Source organism: Leptolyngbya sp. PCC 6406, assembly GCF_000332095.2.
Lineage (GTDB): Bacteria > Cyanobacteriota > Cyanobacteriia > Phormidesmidales > Phormidesmidaceae > PCC-6406.
The window spans coordinates 1,336,150-1,352,777 of sequence record NZ_KI913949.1; the positions used below are offsets into that span (position 1 = coordinate 1,336,150).

The following is a 16,628-nucleotide window of genomic DNA, read 5'->3' on the forward strand; positions in this document are numbered from 1 at the left end:
AAATTGCCAGAAAAACCCTACCCTTCATTCGTGGTAGATGAGGCAGCACCGCTGGCAGAGAGGGGGGGGCGGGCAGGACGCTTGACCTGGGGGGGAGATTCCGTTGGCGTCACTTCGAGCGGGGTAATATGAACCGCCTGCTGGGTCGGGGGGCGACCCATGCCGTAGGTGAGGTGATTGTTGAGAGCCAACAGGGTAAAGAATAGTCCCGGATTAGTGGGCTCTAGCCATCGGCGACTGCCGGAGAGCCAGACCGAGAGGCTACTCAGCAACCAACTTAAGAAGGTTTGTAGGGTGTAATTCAGATAGGTGCCCACCCAGCGCACCATATCCTGGGCTCCCGCCATCCCCCAGATCCACCCCAGTAGCGCCGGGTTCTTAGTCGCAGCGGTGAGGGCCATGCGATTGAACTCCCCCCAAGTGGCCCGGTCCTTAATAAACCGCTCCGCCACTTCGGCAGATTCGTCTTCCAAAATGCCGAAGAAGGTGTTGAGCATGGCGTTGATGCGCTCTGGGGGCAGGGTTTTGCCCGTAGGCACCATCATGCCCTTAGAGAATAGCCAGGTGATGGCGACATTGCTCTGAAAGGCGCGAATCCGGTTGAGGTACTTGCCCTGGAGCAGATCATGGCGCAGGGCCAGATCTAGCAACTCCGTCAGGCGGGGCAGGTTACGGATTAGGGATCCAAAGCCAGTAAACACCAGGGGAGATTGGAGGGAGGCAGCATCACCGATGGCGACCAAGCGGTCAAAGGCGACGGTGCGATCGCGCTGATGGGTACTAAAGTGACCGGGAATATAGCCAAAGGTGGGCTTACGCCAGGTAAGCTTGTCCAGGTTGCAGCGGCGGTACTCTGGCAAGATGTGGAAGAAGTCCTCATACATCGTCAACAGGGAACCGGGATTATCGGGATGAACCTGGTGGTAGTGGAACAGGTAAATGGTGAGTTCATCCCCCTTAGCGGGGAAGAGTTCCCAAATTAATTGCCGTCCCCGTGAAATATCGCCATGGCTAAACAGCACATCGCCATAGGTAGAGTCCCAGACTCCGGGCTCAAAGCCACCGGAAACACAGGCCCCAACCGTGGGACAGACGCTATCAAAGGCACGGCCCCCGTTGAGCTGCCATGCAATGGGGGAGGCGGTGCCCATGGCATCCACCAAGAGGCGACCCTGCGCGATGACCCCATTGGGCCGGTCCTTGACCATCGCAGGGGCCTGGTTTTTGCGATGATGACCGCAGACCGTCACCCCAGTATCCCCCACCTCGGCCCAGTCAAACTCCGTTTCATCCCAGATCGTTCCCCCAGCGGCCTGGAGTTTTTTGCCACAGAGTCGCAGCAATGCCTCAGAGTCGAGGGCAATATTCAGCACCGTGGGGGTGTGCAGCACCGGGGCCTTAGCCGCCTCGGGATTGTTGGCGTCAAAGAACTTGTTAAACCCATCCTGATATTCCCGCGCAATCAGGGCCTCAAATTCCTCTGCTGTAAACAACCCCAGGTTGATCAGGCTCTGGAATTCTTGCCGAGAAATATTCCATTCTCGATGCATTCGGCCAAAGGGAAGCCGTTCGATCAGCAATACACGATGTCCCAGTTGGGCCATGACGGCAGCGTGGATTACCCCTAGGGCTCCCCCTACATAGATCAGGTCGAAGGATTCAATCTCCCCGGTATCCTCACCAGTACGGTCCCAGGGCTGGGAGCTGGGACGTTCCCCAGGCCGAAAAATGACCTGCTGGGGCGTTTGGGGGGCACGCACATTCTGATGCCAGCGACTTTCCCACCAGTAAACCCGCTCCAGATCGGCCTCGCCATTGGGCATCCGCTGGAAGTAGGTGACTGTCTTGGGAAAAGCCTCTCGCAACGCCTCAAAGATGGTCTGCTGGTCGGGCTGAAAGGGCGGCAGTTCTGGATAGGCGATGGGGAAGGCTGCCTGGATTTGCTGCTGAAGCTGCTGGAGGATAGCCTTTTCCTGGGGCAAGGGGGCACTGGCCCAGCGAAAAACCTTGAGATAGGTGGTGCGCTGGAGGGACCAGGTGACCACGGATAGGGCCGGGGGTAACTCTGCCTCAGCGGCGCTGGGGGCTTTTAGCTCAATACGAATGCCATCGGGGGTAACTCGGGGGTTGCCTCGGACCGGCACAAACTCGGTTTGCAGCCAGCGCTGCACCCGCCCGATGTCTGGGGTGGGCACCTCAAGATAAAGCAGCTCTTTCATTGCAGCAGAGAGATTAACGCAGCGTTTTATAGCAGTCGCGATTCTGATTACATCGTTATTGTCCCGTCTAGATACCCTACACCAGAAGCGATCTCGTCGTGGGCAGAAGGCAAGGCGGTTCAGCAATTATAAATTCATCGTCGCACCAGGGTAGGAGCAGGTCATTTCCCTGATGCCCGAATTCCTTCAGCCTCAAGATGGCGCAGAGAAGCAGGATAGCGAAACCGCTGCTGCCAAACGTTGGCTCAATACTGATCATGGCCTCTTTCCTGCGGGTCGCCTGACGGTACTCGGCGACGACCTCCATAGTCGTCAACCGACTTGTCAGCACTGCATCGACCATCAGGTGAATTTTATCTTTGCCTGTCTGCCCACTTCCGATCCAGCCTTGTATGACTGGTTGACCTATCTAGAGGCCAACGATGAGGCGCACAATCACCAAGAACGGGTTTGGACAGGCCGGGACTATGAACTGCGGCAGTACCGCTATATCAACTGCATTCCTCTGCGGGACGCACAACCCACCCTATGGGTTAATTGGTGTGAGGTGCCAGTGCTGCGAGAGGCTGATGGACAACAGGGCTATCACAATGCTTTTGTGACCTTACATGACATCAATGACGCGACGGTAGCGGAGATTGTGACGGCGGCTCGGGCTCGCTGGAAGAGTGAGAATGAGAACCACAATGTCCTCAAAACCAAGGTCTATCACCTAGAGCATAATTTTGGCCATGGCCAACAGCATCTGGCCATGACGCTACTCACCCTCAACACTCTGGCTTTCTTGTTTCATACCATCTTGCACCTCGTGGATGACTCCTATCAGCGCATCCGAAAGCAACGTGGTACCCGCAAGGGCTTCTTTCAGGACATTCAGACCCTGACTAAGGATCTGCTCTTTGACTCCTGGCAGCATCTCATTGACTTCATGCTCGACGATGGGACCACACCTGCCACGGGTAATACATCCTAACTATTTTGAATTCAGAATTGCTGCTCGCTTATTGCGTTCCTATCTTCATGAATACTAGTCCAAGGCTTGCCGCATTAGGTCCATGAGTTTGTACTTGCGGCCATGGATGGTTTTCAAACGCTGATAGTATGCCTGCCAGTCGGCGGCGCGATCTCTGGCTACATAGGCTGCTTTGGCGCGCTTTAGCCAAGTCACCGCCTGACCATAGTATTTAGCTTTACCTCCATTCATAATCCCCTCCGCCTTTGAGCAGGCGGTGGCCACGACCCAATCGCTATGGGTGGCCATCACCGCATCCATCACCTGCAAGATTAGGTGGTCATTGTAGAAAAAACGCTCGCTGACTACCGCGATCGCATCTTCCAGCAACCCCTCATGGAGAAAAATATTCACCTTGGCACCCTGGGCATTCCACTGCTCGGTCTGCCGCAGGTAATCGAGTAATTCGGCCCGGTGATGGCTCCAAGTCTGGGGGGCGATCGATTGGATCTGCTCATACCCTCGCAGGGAAGGCTCGTCCTTAAATGCCCCAATCTGGGCCGTGATAGCGGTTTCCCGATCTCCCAAATCCATGGCCAGGTCACTGATCCAGATGAGTTGGGCATGGGTGTTGCCATAAGTCGTGCCGGAGGGATTCTCCAGATAGGGAACCGAAGTTTGCGGTAAAGATAGCCCCAACTTCGAAATCGCCAACGCTTCCTGTTTCGCATCCTCTACCCACAGCAACTGGGCTAGGGCATAGGCATCCCGGAGATTGGTCAGGTGTTCCGGAGCTGCCGCCATCACCTCATCAATGCGCCCCAACTGGGTCAGCATGAGCAGATATTCCGCCCCCAGACCGACCCCCCGTGCCAGTCGCAGGTATTCCTCATAGCGCTTCTGACGGGCCAAAATCCGTAGGCGAATGCGGGCTAGGGTACTGGCCCAGTCTGGCAGGGAGGTCATGGCGGTGTTGGTCTCCTCCTGCCCCTGGAGAATTCGCTGCAAGGGGGGATAATGCCATTGCTGCCGCAGAGCTTCCAGGGCCATGGCCAGACTCACATCCAGGTCATCCTGCCACTGCTCTAGTTTTTCCTGCCAAGGCAGATCGGTCTCCCCCTGCCAGTCCACCGTCAGGATTGCCTCTGTCAGGGCATCATCCAACATTAAGAGGGAGTCATAGCTATCGCCGCCATAGTCACACACTTGGGACCATTCGGCACTGACCCCCGCAATGATGGCCTCTAGGGCAACCAAGGCATTGAGGCCATCGCCGCGATGGGCAAAGGCCAGGGCTTCCTGCACTAGTTCCTCCAACTCCGGTGTGAGGTTATCTTCTTCTCCGCCATATTCCCAGTCTTCGACGGCTGACCTGACGACATTCTGGGCAGCGCGGCGGAAGGGGAACGGGTCAATGGAGAGAACGGGGGCAGGGGGGATAGCGGTGGATTCTGAGACACTCATTCCCGAAGCAACGACAGTAACGATCTGAAGCTGGCGTTCTAGCCAGTCCAGGGTCTCGGGAAAGTGGGTAACCAAGTTCTGAAGCAGGGTGGTCAGTTTCTCTTGGGAGAGGTCCGCCAACAATGCTTCTAATTCTGGGCGTTGCTCTACCTGATGGGGCTGGTCTAGAACGGCCAACAGCGTGGCCACAATGTGCTTGCACCAGCCTCCCCAATCGTAGGGGCAGGTGCAGGCTGCTGCCGTAATCCCCTCTGCGTTAAGGTCAATCTGTACCCGATAGGGATCACTCCCTAGCACCATCGCTTCAAGGGTCTGCCCTCGCTGCACCAATCGTTCCACTGCCCCTGACTGATAGTAGTTTTCTCCCCGCGCAAATACTTGGGGTTCGGTGTACTCATGAATCTCGTCAAGGGAAATGTTGTAAATCATGGGGCGATCGCGCTTGAGGCAATATTTTCAAGTTAGCCCCTAACCTGCCAAGTTGTGAGTAGAGCTTTCAAAGGCAGCGCGGATGGTTTCAACGCGATCGCGGTTTACCCCAAAGTCCGATTCCCCTAGACGAGCGGCCACCCGCACCTGAATCACGCCGGGGTTAGCGGGATCGCTATAGAACTCCATATCATCGACAAAGCCCATCAATCGGCTGGAAAATTCCGCATAGAGGTAGGCATCGGTTTGTTCCACGATTTCGCTGCGGGGCTGATCTGCCACCACCTGGGCTAGGGCAGTCATGGCCACGGCCAAATCCCCAGAGTAGGTCAGGGGCGCAATGGCATGGCTGTCATCTCCCCCCTGGCTGACCACACAATTGGGGGTACTGGGACAGAGGGCTAAATGACCGTCCTTGACCCCTAAGTTGTCCGGGCGCGTCCCAGAAAAAAGCGCTTTGAAACCGGGGAGGGCGGCTATTGTTTCTGGGTTAAAGGCTCCATTCCAGGAGGAAAGGCCAGCGGCAAGGCTAGGACTGGGTAGTGCGATCGCAGTCAGGATCACCAAGCATCCAAGCACAACCCATCGCTGACCCCAGTGCACAATGTCACTCCAGGGCCAGGGACCGCCAGCGGGGGGCGACTGACGCCGCAAGACAGCGCCTACAGGGGGCACGGCGTTCCGCACTTGCCCCTGTTTTGGCTTAGTTGAACTGGTGTGGACATTCGAACTTTGAGGATTAGGTAGCATTCAGAAGCGTGAGAATAAAGGACTTGTCTCGAAGGTAACGCAAAGCTTAGAACCTAGTACTCTGGGGCGGAAATCCTGTGCCCATTTCCACTAGGCGTTGCCTTTCTGCGGTGCATTGCTTCGCGTTTCGCAAGCGATATGAAAGGCGAAGCCGCGCCTTAGCGCTATGCACCCTACGAAACCCTGAAAAAACCTTATGATGTACCAGCCCAACATTTTCCGGTCCCCTAGCCCCCTGGGAGAGGGCTAGGGCTTCGGCGTGAGCTCAGCCGAACGGTGAGGGGCCGAGGTGTACCACGGCCAAGCGCCTGGTAGCGTTCCAACTTGGAATCATTGACCCTGGTTAAGTACAGGCAAGGGGCTTAAGCCCCTTGCCTGTACTTAACCCAAGTGAGAACCGCTGTAAGGGGATTTTTTCCTGCCCGTGGGGGTCGGGGTGAACCCTTCGGGAAATTCCGCGATTGCACTTTCTCGATGCTTGAGCAACGTCGCCTTGGGCAACGGTCCGCCAATGTGATCCCAGGGGAGGGGCTGGTCCGTAGCCCAATCCTCATGCACATAGAACTCTAGGGGTGGCAGTTGGCCCTTGAAATCCTTGAAGGCGCGACGGTAGCTGCCCAGGGAATCGCCATAGTCTCGCACCTGCACCAATAGGGGAGCCAGACGACGATCGCCTCGGGAAATGAGGGTTTGGATGATAGACCAGTTGTAGCTTTCCGGACGGAACTCAACGCCCAGGGCTCCCATGCTCTTTTGCAGCCTCTTCAGCCCCTTGTCTGCCGCCCGATTCACCCCATACCACTGGAAGGGCGTGTGGGCCTTGGGGACAAAGGTGCTGCACCCCAGGGTCAGGCGCAGGCCGGGAGCCGCCTTTTTCAAGGTGGACATCATCGTCACTGTGGCCTCCAGATCCGCTGGCATTTCGCCAGGAATGCCAGCCATACCGTAGAGCTTGAGGCTACTAAGTCCCCCCGCCTTGGCATTGACAGCCGCCGCCACAATGTCATCGGTATCCAGCTTTTTATTCACAATCCGCCGCAGGCGCTCGGAGCCACTCTCTACCGCGATGGTGATCGATCGACTGCCATGGCGGGTTAGGGTTTCCGTCAGCTTACGGTTCACCGTATTGGTTCGCACCGAGGCCAGACTCACCCGCACCCCATCAAACTGGGGTTGGTTGAGGTAGTCCAGCAGGGTCTCAAACTCGGGGTGTTGGGTCACTGATGCCCCCAGCAAACCCAGACGATTGGTCACCGCCAGTCCCCGCTCAATGGCGGGAATCAGCGCCCCCGGCACCGTCGCTGTCCGAAAGGGTAGGGTCAGGTAGCTGGCCAGACAGAAGCGACACATTTCTGGACAACTCCGCACCACTTCCACCATGTAAATGTTTTCCCAGGCGGCCCGCTTTGTCACCACCGTGGAGGTGGAGAGGACATTTCCACGGTAGGTTTGCTTTTCGGGTCGCGGGGGAATGTCGCTATCCTGGGGCGTCACTTGGGCAATGGGTCCGGTTGCAGACTGGTAGGTCACCTCGTACAGGGCGGGTACGTAGACCCCCGGTACCTGGGCCAGTTGCCGCAGTTGGGTGGCGCGATCGCAACCCTGGGTTTGTACCACAGTGTCGATAAAGGGATCCAGCAAGGTCTCCCCGTCCCCCAACAGCACCACATCAAAGAAGGGGGCAAAGGGTTCCGGATTCGCCGTCAGGACCGGACCACCGCCAAAGACGAGGGGATGTTCCGCCGTGCGCTCCGAGGCCCAAAGGGGAATGCCCAGGGACTCCAAGATCTTCAAAATATTGATGTAGTCCAGCTCCCAGGATACGGAAAATCCCAGTAGGGCCGGGGCAGCGGGCAGGGGTTCGTGACCATCGGTGAACAGTCGCGTTACCGCCAGATCCGGACGCTGGACCAGGGTTGCCCACACCACCTGATACCCCAGGCTGGTAATGCCAACGGTGTACTCATTGGGAAAGGCAAAGATGACGGGGAGAGTCTCCCCAGTCGCGATCGCGGGGGTAAAGAGTAGGCGTTCTTCCGAAAAGAAAGCGTCAATCATCCCCATTCCCCCTCAGCAATATTCCCTGGTAGGGAACCCAGTAAAGGGTTAAATCCGTCTCTTTACCCGATGTCAACTTCATAAACTCGCGAAAACTTCATAAAATCCTGTCTTTGTCCGAGAAATCCCCCTGTGGAATATACGGTTACAGATCAAAAATCCCTCAACTAGGATGACAAACAAGGACAAAGTGTTGTGGGGATCTGGCCAATTTTGCTGAGGTTATCATCCGGCTCAATACTCAAGATATCAATTTAGATTTTATTTTTCGGCATTTACTTCCTAGAAAATCCTCACAGTGGCAGGTCAATAGGAATGGGTATCACATATCGCACTATGACTGCTGAGTCGCTGCTAGAGCAGTTGACCCTGGTTCCGGCCTGGGATAAAGTTCCCGAATCCCTAACCCCTGAGCAGTGCCGTTGCTTGGCTGCCGAGGCTCAACAGTGGCTCCGGCAGGGCGTTGCCCAATATCGAGAAGGTAACTTTACAGCGGCTTTGGCAGCCTTTCAACAGACCCAACAAACCTATCGCACCCTGGAGCAACCTGCCGCCGAAGCCAAGGTGTTGCTCTCCATGGCTCGCCTCTATTACGGCTTAGCCGATTATCTATGGGCGGTGGACTATGCCCGCCAGAGTCTAGTCTTGGCTCGCCCCTTAAACGCTAAGGCTATTGTCCAGCAAGCCCTCAACTATTTGGGCAACAGCTATCGCCACCTGAGGGACCTGCACAAAGCCCTCAACTACATGACCGAAAGTCTAACTCTGGCGGAGGAATTGGGGGATCAGGCGGCTGAGATGCGAGCTCTCAATAACCTGGCGCTTATCTATCGTACGCGCAACGAAGCGCCCATGGCGGCAAGTCTCTACGAAAAAAGTCTACACCTAGCGCAAATCTTGCAGGATACCGTCACTCAGGAGCAAATTTTGCGGAACTTGGGCAACACCTACCATGCCCTCGGCGACTCCCAGCAAGCCATTCACTACTACGATTGCCTATTGCAACTGGCCCGAGATCGCATGGATGACCAAGTGGTCAGCAAAATTCTACGTAACCTTAATAGCGCCTGCTATGCCCTAGGAGACTATGGGCAGGCTATCCTCTACTTGCAAGAACGGCTGATCCTTGTCCGCCGTGTTCGGGACCTGCGGGGCGAGGCCCAGACCTTAGAAAGCTTAGCGATCGCCTACGACGCCCTAGGGGATGTCTTCAAATCCCTGCAATACCGAGAAGAGCGTTTGGGAGTGGCCTTAGCCCTCAACGATGAATCTTTGCAACGGCAAACCCTCAGCAGCTTGAAAACAGCCTGCCTTGCCACTGGGGACTTTGCCCGCGTTCAGCGCTATATCAACTATCTAACGGAGTCGATGTAATTAGGCAATAGCGTCGTCCTCTAGAGCCCGGAAGTCTAGGCTCTAGAGGGCTGTTTAATCTATGCCCACTTCTGAGCCATCAGTTCCGCTAGGTCTACCACTCGCTGGCTGTAGCCCCATTCGTTATCGTACCAAGCCACCACCTTGACAAGGTCGCCTCCCAGCACCATGGTCAAGTTGGCATCCACAATGGAGGACTCGTCGGTCTTACGATAGTCAATGGAGACGAGGGGCAGGTCACTGTAGCCCAAAATACCCTTGAGCGCATCTGCTGCCGCCACCTTGAAGGCATCATTGATCTGCTGAGCAATGGCTTGCTTTTCTACCTGAACCACAAAGTCCACGACGGAAACGTTGGGGGTTGGCACCCGCAGCGCAATACCGTTCAGCTTACCTGCCACGGCGGGATAGACCTTGGCCACGGCCTCAGCGGCTCCGGTGGTGGTGGGCACAATATTCAGGGCCGCTGCACGGGCACGACGGAGGTCACGGTGGCTGGCATCCAGCAGGCGCTGATCACCTGTGTAGCTGTGGGTGGTGGTCATGGTGCCTTTGATGATGCCAAAGTTCTCGTGGATGACCTTGACCACGGGAGCTAGACAGTTAGTGGTGCAGCTTGCATTGCTGACCACGTTAAACTTGCTGGCATCATAATCTTCGTGGTTGACGCCCATGACAAAGGTACCAATACCGCCACCTTTACCAGGGGCGGTGATCAGAACCTTTTTGGCTCCAGCCTCAATGTGGCGAGAGGCCCCTTCTAAACTACAGAAAACTCCGGTGGATTCGATGACTAGGTCGATGTCCCACGCTTTCCAGGGCAGGTTATTGGGGTTGCGATCAGAGGAGCATTTGATGGTTTTGCCGTTGACGATCAGGGTATCTTCCCCAGCCTGGATATCCGCATCTAGTCGCCCCAACATGGAGTCGTATTTAAGCAGATGGGAATTGGTTTTCGGATCCGAGGTGTCATTAATGGCAACGATTTCGAGCTGGCTGTTCTCCCGAGTGAGCCAGCAACGCAGAAAGTTTCGCCCAATGCGTCCAAAACCGTTGATTGCTACTCTAATCACTGCGCCTAACCCTCTATGTAATCAATAGGTAAGATTTCCTAGTCCGATCCATTATCGCAAAGGATGTTCCCCTTTTCTAGAGCCCTGGAGAAGAGTTTACTGAGGTACCCTTCAGGGGATCGCTAGCCCCGATCCCCATTTTCCTTGGGAAAAGCATCCTTGGGTGGCCAGCGCGATCGCAATTTTTCCAAGCTTTTGTGGGGGGAAGGGACTGTAGGACGGAATTTTCCGGGATGGTTGCATCCCATGGGGAATTACATAGCGCATCCCCCCATCTATTTGCGAAATCACCAAGATTTTTCGGAATCGCCTGGGGTGATGTGCCCCCGGCCCTGGGGAATGGACCTAGGTGGGAAGATCCCTTTCCACCGCTGAGGGGCGATATTGGGCGCAAAATCGCTGGTTCCGGGCTTCATGGGCCATCCGAAAGATTCCTGGTATGATACGCCTGATATTTGGTGTGGTGTGGTGTGTAAGGAGTGTTAATATGCCCAATTCCGTAGATTTTAGCGGTAGGCCCTTCCATTTCATCGGCATTGGGGGCATTGGCATGTCGGCGTTGGCCTATGTGCTAACCGAGCGCCATCTACCGGTTTCGGGCTCCGATGTGCGGTTGAGCCACATTACCCAACGCCTTCAGGAAGCAGGGGCCCATATTTTCTGGAGCCAGGAGGCGAAGAATTTACAGTTTTTTCGCACGACCCTTCATCCCGCTCCGACTCTGGCCCTTGAGACTTCCCCCAACGTCAGCGCCAGTCTCCCTCAGGTCATCTGCTCCACGGCCATTGATGACACTAATCTTGAATATCGGGCAGCCCAACAATTAGGCTGTCCGATTTTTCATCGCTCGGATTTGCTCGCGGCCCTGATGGGGCAGTATTGCAGCATTGCGATCGCGGGTACCCACGGCAAGACCACCACCAGCAGCATGGTGGGCTATGCCCTATTGCAGGCAGGGCTGGATCCCACCGTTGTCATTGGCGGAGAGGTGACCGCCTGGAAAGGCAATGCCCGTTTGGGGCAAAGCAAATGGTTCGTCGCAGAGGCGGACGAATCCGATGGTTCTCTGACCAAGTTCGCCCCCACCATTGGGGTCATCACCAATATCGAACTGGACCACACCGACCACTACAAGAGTCTCGCGGATGTCGAGGCCACATTCCAACAATTTGCCCAGCAATCGGAGGTCCTAGTTGCCTGCTGGGACTGCCCCAATGTACGCCGCACCCTTTCCCCGACCCTGACCTATAGTTTGGAAGCGGATTGCGGGGCCGACTATTGGGCCGACGAGATCGTCTCCGCAGCCACGGGCACCCAGGCCCGCATCTGGGAGCGGGGCACCATCCTGGGTACCCTATCCCTAGGGGTATTAGGGCGTCATAACCTGAGCAATGCCCTAGCCGCAATTGCCGTGGGTCGCTATTTGAAACAGCCCTTTGAGATCTTAGCCGAGGGACTCTCCACCTTTGGGGGAGCCCGACGACGGTTTGAACTGCGAGGCTACGAGGATGGGGTGCAATTCATTGACGACTACGCCCACCATCCCAGCGAAATTCGGGCCACCTTAGCCGCCGCCAGCCTCCAGCGGCGACAGGGGAACAGCGATCGCCCAGTCAATCGCATCGTGGCCGTATTCCAACCCCACCGTTACAGCCGCACCGCCACCTTTCTTCAGGAATTTGCCACGGCCTTTGGGGATGCAGATGCAGTCATCATCACAGACATTTACAGTGCTGGAGAACACAATCAATCTGGTATTAGCGGTCAGCATCTAGCAGAAGCCATCGCCAGTCACCAGCAGAGCACCCAATACTGCGCCACCCTAGATGACGTTCGAGCCGCCCTGGGGCAGCAGCTTCAGCCGGGGGATATGGCCCTGTTTTTGGGAGCAGGCAACTTGAACCGTATTATCCCAGAGGTGCTGGCGGATCGAGCTACAATGCCCACTCCCGTTGCCCAACGGGCCTAAGTCAGGTGAGACCCTTGGCCCAGAAACGATCTAGATCCAGGGGATCTGGCCCGCCCTGCGTGGGGTACTGCCACCCCCTAAAACTGAGGGGTCTGAGGCTAAATTCCCCATTGCTGCTATCGCTACCGCTGAAGGGTGCTTCAGCCTCCCGACTCCCTACGCTGACTGTCATTCCCGAGGTCTTTCCCAATGGTCCTTTCCATTGATACCCCAACCCCTGTAGTTATCAGTCTTGACTGTCCTATCCAGCCCCAGGTTTCCCTGGCTAGATATACCTCCTATCGAGTCGGGGGCAGGGCTGAATGGTTTACCCAGCCCCGTCAAGTGGATCAGATGGCCGATTGCCTTGCCTGGGCGACATCAGAGGCTCTGCCCATCACGCTGCTGGGGGCAGGCTCCAATCTGTTGATTAGCGATCGCGGTTTACTGGGACTAGTGATATGCAGCCGCCATCTGCGCCAGGTGACCTTTGAGACAGGGTTGGGGCGCTTGACCGCCGCCTCTGGAGAGCCCCTACCCAACTTAGCCTGGAAGGCGGCCCGCCGGGGTTGGCGGGGCTTAGAGTGGGCGGTAGGTATTCCTGGCACCGTTGGCGGGGCGGTATTTATGAATGCTGGAGCCCACGGAGCTTGCACCGCCGATAGCTTGGTTACGATTGAGGGACTGACTCTGGGGGGGAAGCCCGTCCAGTGGGCCGCCGCCGATCTCAACTTTTCCTACCGGACTTCTTATCTGCAAAACAGCCCCCATCTAATTACCCAGGCTACCTTCCAGCTTGAACCGGGCCATGATCCCGCTGCGGTGATGGCAGACACCCAAGCAGCTCTATGCCAACGCCGGACCACCCAGCCCTATCACCTTCCCAGTTGCGGCAGTGTGTTTCGCAACCCCATACCCCACACAGCAGGCTGGCTAATTGAGCAGTCGGGACTGAAGGGCTACCAGATTGGTCAAGCTCAGGTCTCTACCCTCCATGCCAATTTCATTGTCAACTGTGGTGGAGCCAAGGCCATGGATGTTCTGCGGTTGATTCACCATGTCCAGGACAAGGTCAGCGATCATTGGGATTTTTGCCTGCACCCAGAAGTGAGGATGTTGGGAGAATTTGCCCCTTGCTAGGGTGGGGAGGTAGTGATGTCCCCCCTACCAGGGGAAGCCCCCGCTGTAGAATCGAATAGCTCATCCTGAGCACAGCGATAAACGGAGTTTTACATAGGTTTGACCATGACAAAAGGGCAAGGATTTGGGTTCGGCCTCGGCAAAATGAAGGAACTGAAGGATGCCTTTGAAAAGGCCCAGCAGATCCAAGCAGGAGCCAAGCAGCTTCAGGAAGACTTGGAGCAAATGGAAATTGAAGGAACTGCGGGGGGCGGCTTGATCACCGTAGTCATGAGTGGCAACCAGGAACCCCGACGGGTGGTGATTAGCCCCGACGCCCTGAACGAAGGGGCAGACATTCTATCGGATTTGGTGACGGCAGCTATGCAAGATGCTTACCAAAAATCTACGGAAACGATGCGGCAGCGAATGGAGGATCTGACTGGGGGGCTTAGCCTCCCAAACCTATAGTCTCTAGGGCTAGGGAGGAATGGGAAAATGCTGACCTCCAGGGATCATGCCTAGACCCCATTGCCCCCTAGCCACCCTGTGGATAGCAGTCACCCGTCCCATTGGGACGAGACTGCGAACCCATTTGCTATGGCATTGAGCATCTGTAGAGATATCCGATGCCTGCACCAAATCGGCCAAGGCTATACCTGTTCTGCGTCCGCCCTGGTTCCCTGGGGCCATTACCTAGGGGAAATTGTGTCCTATGACTTCGATGCTATGACTAAGTTGCTATTTGTCTGTCTTGGTAATATCTGTCGCTCTCCCTCCGCCGAAAACATCATGAGCCATCTCCTGCGCCAGCGGCAGTTAGATCATGTTGAGTGTGATTCGGCGGGCACCTCCAGCTACCACATCGGCAGTCCTCCCGATCGCCGCATGGCGGCGGCGGCGCAGCAGCAGGGGATTACCCTAGTGGGCCAAGCGCGACAGTTTCAAGCCGCTGATTTTGAGCGGTTTGACTGGATTTTAGCCATGGATGACGACAATTATCGCGACATTTTGCGCCTGGATCCCGATGGTCGCTATGGGTACAAGGTGCGTAAGATTTGCGAGTTTTGCCGCCACCATCCTGATACCGAGGTGCCGGACCCCTACTATGGCGGAACTGAGGGGTTTCGCTACGTTATTGATCTACTTATGGATGCCTGCGGCGGCTTTTTGGATTGGCTAGAGGAAGTATCTGTCGCCTCCTGAAGACCTTCGTCACACTGTCATCAACTAGGATAGGCAACCCAATGATCGCACAAGTACCAAATAATCCGAATGTAGGTGTGACGAATTCGGGTGAGGCGAATGGGGGCGCGATCGCACGGGTAGGAAAACTGCTCTGGAAACCGTCGGGCGATCGCCGTACCCGTCTCCATGGTCGCAATGAAGACTGGGGGAAAACACTGCGACGACACGGAGAGAGGTGGAAATTACGACGCCCTGGGTGGACCTTTCTCCTGGGCACCATAGCGGCGGCATCTCTAGTGGGAATGACGCCCCGACCTGGATTCAGTGCCGAAGAGATCATTCTCACCTATGGTTTTTTTGAGCGCACGATTCAGGTCGAGGACTTAGCAGCCTTTGCCCGAGGCGAGCATCCTAGTCGGCAGTTGGCTGCCTATATTCGACTGTTTAATCTCTCGGAAAGGCAACTGGAGGAAATCCGTCGGATTCTCAACCTCTCCTTGAGCAATACCCTGAGTCAATCCCTCACCCTAAACAATGACAGTCAGTCGGTAAATGAGGCGGTATTGATTTCTCAGTTTCTCTATACCCGTCAGGGACAGGCATTGCTGGAGATTGTGGGGAATGTCATGCAAACGCCGCCCCGGCAATCAGGTTTTTATGCGGTGCGGGCAGCTCTGATTTTAGCCGCTGCGGATCAGCCTGAGGGGCTGACAATTCTGAACTTTCTTGAGAAATTCCCAGCGCCTGCTATTCGGGTGGATGCAATCCGAGGCTTAGCCATTGCCGACCAAGTGGGGCGCACGTTGAGCGATGCGGCTCAATCCGTTGCCCTAGTTCATGGTCAGGCTGCCATCATTGCCAGTGAGGAGCCGGAGGCGATGGTGCGGGAAGCGCGCCAATTGGTGGGGGCTTCTCCGCCCTATGAAGCGCTACGGTCGGAACTACGGGTACCCAATCGCAGATTTCAGGCCAATCTCTATCTGCCCAGTCCCTCGAATGCACGGATAGTGTTGCCGACCCAGGTGCCGGTGATTGTGATTTCCCATGGCTTGGGGGATAGCCGTTTTAGCTATGACTACTTGGCCACTTACTTGGCACGGCGGGGGTTTGTGGTGGTGGTGCCTGACCATCCCGGCAGTAACAGCCAACAGATTGAGAACCTGCTGGAGGGGCTGAGCCAGAATGTGGTCAGTGATGAGGAGTTCGTGGCTCGCCCCCAGGATGTTTCGGCCCTACTGGATACCTTGGAAATTCATTTGGCGGGCAATAGTATCTGGCGCGATCGCATTAATTGGCAAAATGTGGGGATCATTGGCCAATCCTTTGGTGGCTATACGGCTTTAGCCTTGGCCGGAGCCCCGGTGCAAACCGGCTCCCAACCGGAGATTTGCGGCTCCCAACTGATTCCCGTTAACCCATCTTTGCTCCTTCAATGTCAGGCGGAGTCACTGTCAACCCTGCCCCCCTTGCAGGATGATCGGGTGCGGGCGGTGTTGTTGGTGAATCCCGTGGGTAGTGCCTTGTTTGGACCAACGGGGTATGGCACGGTTCAAGTGCCCACCCTGATCTTGGCTGGGGTAGCGGATACTGTTGCCCCAGCACTACCGGAGCAGATTCGTCCCTTTACCTGGCTGCAAACCCCGGATCGCTATCTGGTGTTGGTGGGCAGTCTCACCCACTTTTCGGTGATCCCGGAAGTACCTCGGCGGGGGGCGAGTCTTTCAGTTCCCCTGGCGCTGATTGGCCCTAATCCCAATCTGGCCCGGTCCTACCTGGAGGTGTTGAGCTTGGGCTTTTTCCAGACCCATCTGGTGGGGGATACTCGGTATGCAAGCATTCTCACTGCCCGCTACCTTCAGGAAGCCATGGCGGGGGAGTTGCTCACGCCGGTAAGCCTGATTCGAGACTTGCCTCCAGCGGTTCTACAGCAGGCGATTTCTCCCTAGGGAAAATGGTAAGTAGAGTATAGACACAATTACAGACAGTCCCTGTAGTGCTCCTTACCAAGGAGGGCGGCGACAGCCGGGGGGTGAGTTGATATCCGATCAGGGTGT

At 56.1% G+C, this 16,628-nt stretch carries 12 protein-coding genes; 7 read left to right on the forward strand and 5 right to left on the reverse strand.

The window, feature by feature from the left end:
• Positions 1 to 17: 17 nt before the first annotated feature.
• Entirely contained in the window at positions 18 to 2,219 is a 2,202-nt protein-coding gene (locus LEP6406_RS0206190; RefSeq protein WP_008309727.1) for a hypothetical protein, read from the reverse strand.
• A gap of 172 nt (positions 2,220 to 2,391) precedes the next feature.
• Here LEP6406_RS0206190 and LEP6406_RS26780 point away from each other — a divergent pair, with 172 nt between their 5' ends.
• Positions 2,392 to 3,192: a hypothetical protein gene (locus LEP6406_RS26780; RefSeq protein WP_051463626.1), complete on the forward strand. Its 801-nt coding sequence runs from the start codon at positions 2,392 to 2,394 to the stop codon at positions 3,190 to 3,192.
• Positions 3,193 to 3,246: 54 nt separating this feature from the next.
• Here the strand turns inward: LEP6406_RS26780 and LEP6406_RS0206200 are convergent, their stop codons facing one another.
• The 3 genes from LEP6406_RS0206200 to LEP6406_RS0206210 all read right to left on the reverse strand — a co-directional run bounded on the left by LEP6406_RS0206200 (position 3,247) and on the right by LEP6406_RS0206210 (position 7,872).
• A complete protein-coding gene (locus LEP6406_RS0206200) occupies positions 3,247 to 5,064 on the reverse strand; it encodes an SWIM zinc finger family protein (RefSeq protein WP_008311925.1) in 1,818 nt (605 codons plus the stop codon).
• Between the two features lie 39 nt (positions 5,065 to 5,103).
• Positions 5,104 to 5,739, reverse strand: a complete 636-nt coding sequence (locus tag LEP6406_RS26785) for a DUF1499 domain-containing protein (protein WP_225886439.1) — start codon at positions 5,737 to 5,739, stop codon at positions 5,104 to 5,106.
• Between the two features lie 456 nt (positions 5,740 to 6,195).
• Positions 6,196 to 7,872 (reverse strand): B12-binding domain-containing radical SAM protein, encoded by a 1,677-nt coding sequence (locus LEP6406_RS0206210; RefSeq protein ID WP_008311920.1) that lies wholly within the window; start codon positions 7,870 to 7,872, stop codon positions 6,196 to 6,198.
• A 315-nt stretch (positions 7,873 to 8,187) separates the two neighbouring features.
• Here LEP6406_RS0206210 and LEP6406_RS0206215 point away from each other — a divergent pair, with 315 nt between their 5' ends.
• A complete protein-coding gene (locus tag LEP6406_RS0206215) occupies positions 8,188 to 9,246 on the forward strand; it encodes a tetratricopeptide repeat protein (protein ID WP_008311918.1) in 1,059 nt (352 codons plus the stop codon).
• Positions 9,247 to 9,305: 59 nt separating this feature from the next.
• Here LEP6406_RS0206215 and LEP6406_RS0206220 read toward each other — a convergent pair whose 3' ends face one another.
• On the reverse strand, positions 9,306 to 10,319 hold the full coding sequence (locus LEP6406_RS0206220) for a type I glyceraldehyde-3-phosphate dehydrogenase (protein WP_008311916.1): 1,014 nt from the start codon (positions 10,317 to 10,319) through the stop codon (positions 9,306 to 9,308).
• A gap of 487 nt (positions 10,320 to 10,806) precedes the next feature.
• On the opposite strand from LEP6406_RS0206220, the gene murC reads away from it, so the two are divergent.
• The 5 genes from murC (at position 10,807) to LEP6406_RS26795 (ending at position 16,520) form a co-directional block, all read left to right on the forward strand.
• The gene (gene murC / locus LEP6406_RS0206225; RefSeq protein ID WP_008311913.1) at positions 10,807 to 12,288 is read left to right on the forward strand and encodes a UDP-N-acetylmuramate--L-alanine ligase; all 1,482 of its coding nucleotides are present in this window, start codon (positions 10,807 to 10,809) and stop codon (positions 12,286 to 12,288) included.
• Positions 12,289 to 12,477: 189 nt separating this feature from the next.
• Complete coding sequence (gene murB / locus LEP6406_RS0206235; protein ID WP_008311911.1) at positions 12,478 to 13,407, forward strand: UDP-N-acetylmuramate dehydrogenase; 930 nt, start codon at positions 12,478 to 12,480, stop codon at positions 13,405 to 13,407.
• Between the two features lie 105 nt (positions 13,408 to 13,512).
• Positions 13,513 to 13,857: a YbaB/EbfC family nucleoid-associated protein gene (locus LEP6406_RS0206240; protein WP_008311909.1), complete on the forward strand. Its 345-nt coding sequence runs from the start codon at positions 13,513 to 13,515 to the stop codon at positions 13,855 to 13,857.
• Positions 13,858 to 13,986: 129 nt separating this feature from the next.
• The gene (locus tag LEP6406_RS26790; protein WP_008311908.1) at positions 13,987 to 14,592 is read left to right on the forward strand and encodes a low molecular weight protein-tyrosine-phosphatase; all 606 of its coding nucleotides are present in this window, start codon (positions 13,987 to 13,989) and stop codon (positions 14,590 to 14,592) included.
• A gap of 77 nt (positions 14,593 to 14,669) precedes the next feature.
• The gene (locus tag LEP6406_RS26795) at positions 14,670 to 16,520 is read left to right on the forward strand and encodes an alpha/beta hydrolase (protein WP_162160848.1); all 1,851 of its coding nucleotides are present in this window, start codon (positions 14,670 to 14,672) and stop codon (positions 16,518 to 16,520) included.
• The last annotated feature ends 108 nt before the right edge of the window (positions 16,521 to 16,628 follow it).

Excerpts from the sequence above, each read along its gene's own strand:
- LEP6406_RS0206240 (WP_008311909.1), top strand. The coding sequence starts at position 13,513 with ATGACAAAAGGGCAAGGATTTGGGTTCGGCCTCGGCAAAATGAAGGAA.
- LEP6406_RS0206210 (WP_008311920.1), bottom strand. The coding sequence starts at position 7,872 with ATGATTGACGCTTTCTTTTCGGAAGAACGCCTACTCTTTACCCCCGCG.
- LEP6406_RS0206215 (WP_008311918.1), top strand. The coding sequence starts at position 8,188 with ATGGGTATCACATATCGCACTATGACTGCTGAGTCGCTGCTAGAGCAG.
- LEP6406_RS26780 (WP_051463626.1), top strand. The coding sequence starts at position 2,392 with ATGCCCGAATTCCTTCAGCCTCAAGATGGCGCAGAGAAGCAGGATAGC.
- LEP6406_RS0206190 (WP_008309727.1), bottom strand. The coding sequence starts at position 2,219 with ATGAAAGAGCTGCTTTATCTTGAGGTGCCCACCCCAGACATCGGGCGG.
- LEP6406_RS26790 (WP_008311908.1), top strand. The coding sequence starts at position 13,987 with ATGGCATTGAGCATCTGTAGAGATATCCGATGCCTGCACCAAATCGGC.
- LEP6406_RS0206200 (WP_008311925.1), bottom strand. The coding sequence starts at position 5,064 with ATGATTTACAACATTTCCCTTGACGAGATTCATGAGTACACCGAACCC.
- murB (WP_008311911.1), top strand. The coding sequence starts at position 12,478 with ATGGTCCTTTCCATTGATACCCCAACCCCTGTAGTTATCAGTCTTGAC.
- murC (WP_008311913.1), top strand. The coding sequence starts at position 10,807 with ATGCCCAATTCCGTAGATTTTAGCGGTAGGCCCTTCCATTTCATCGGC.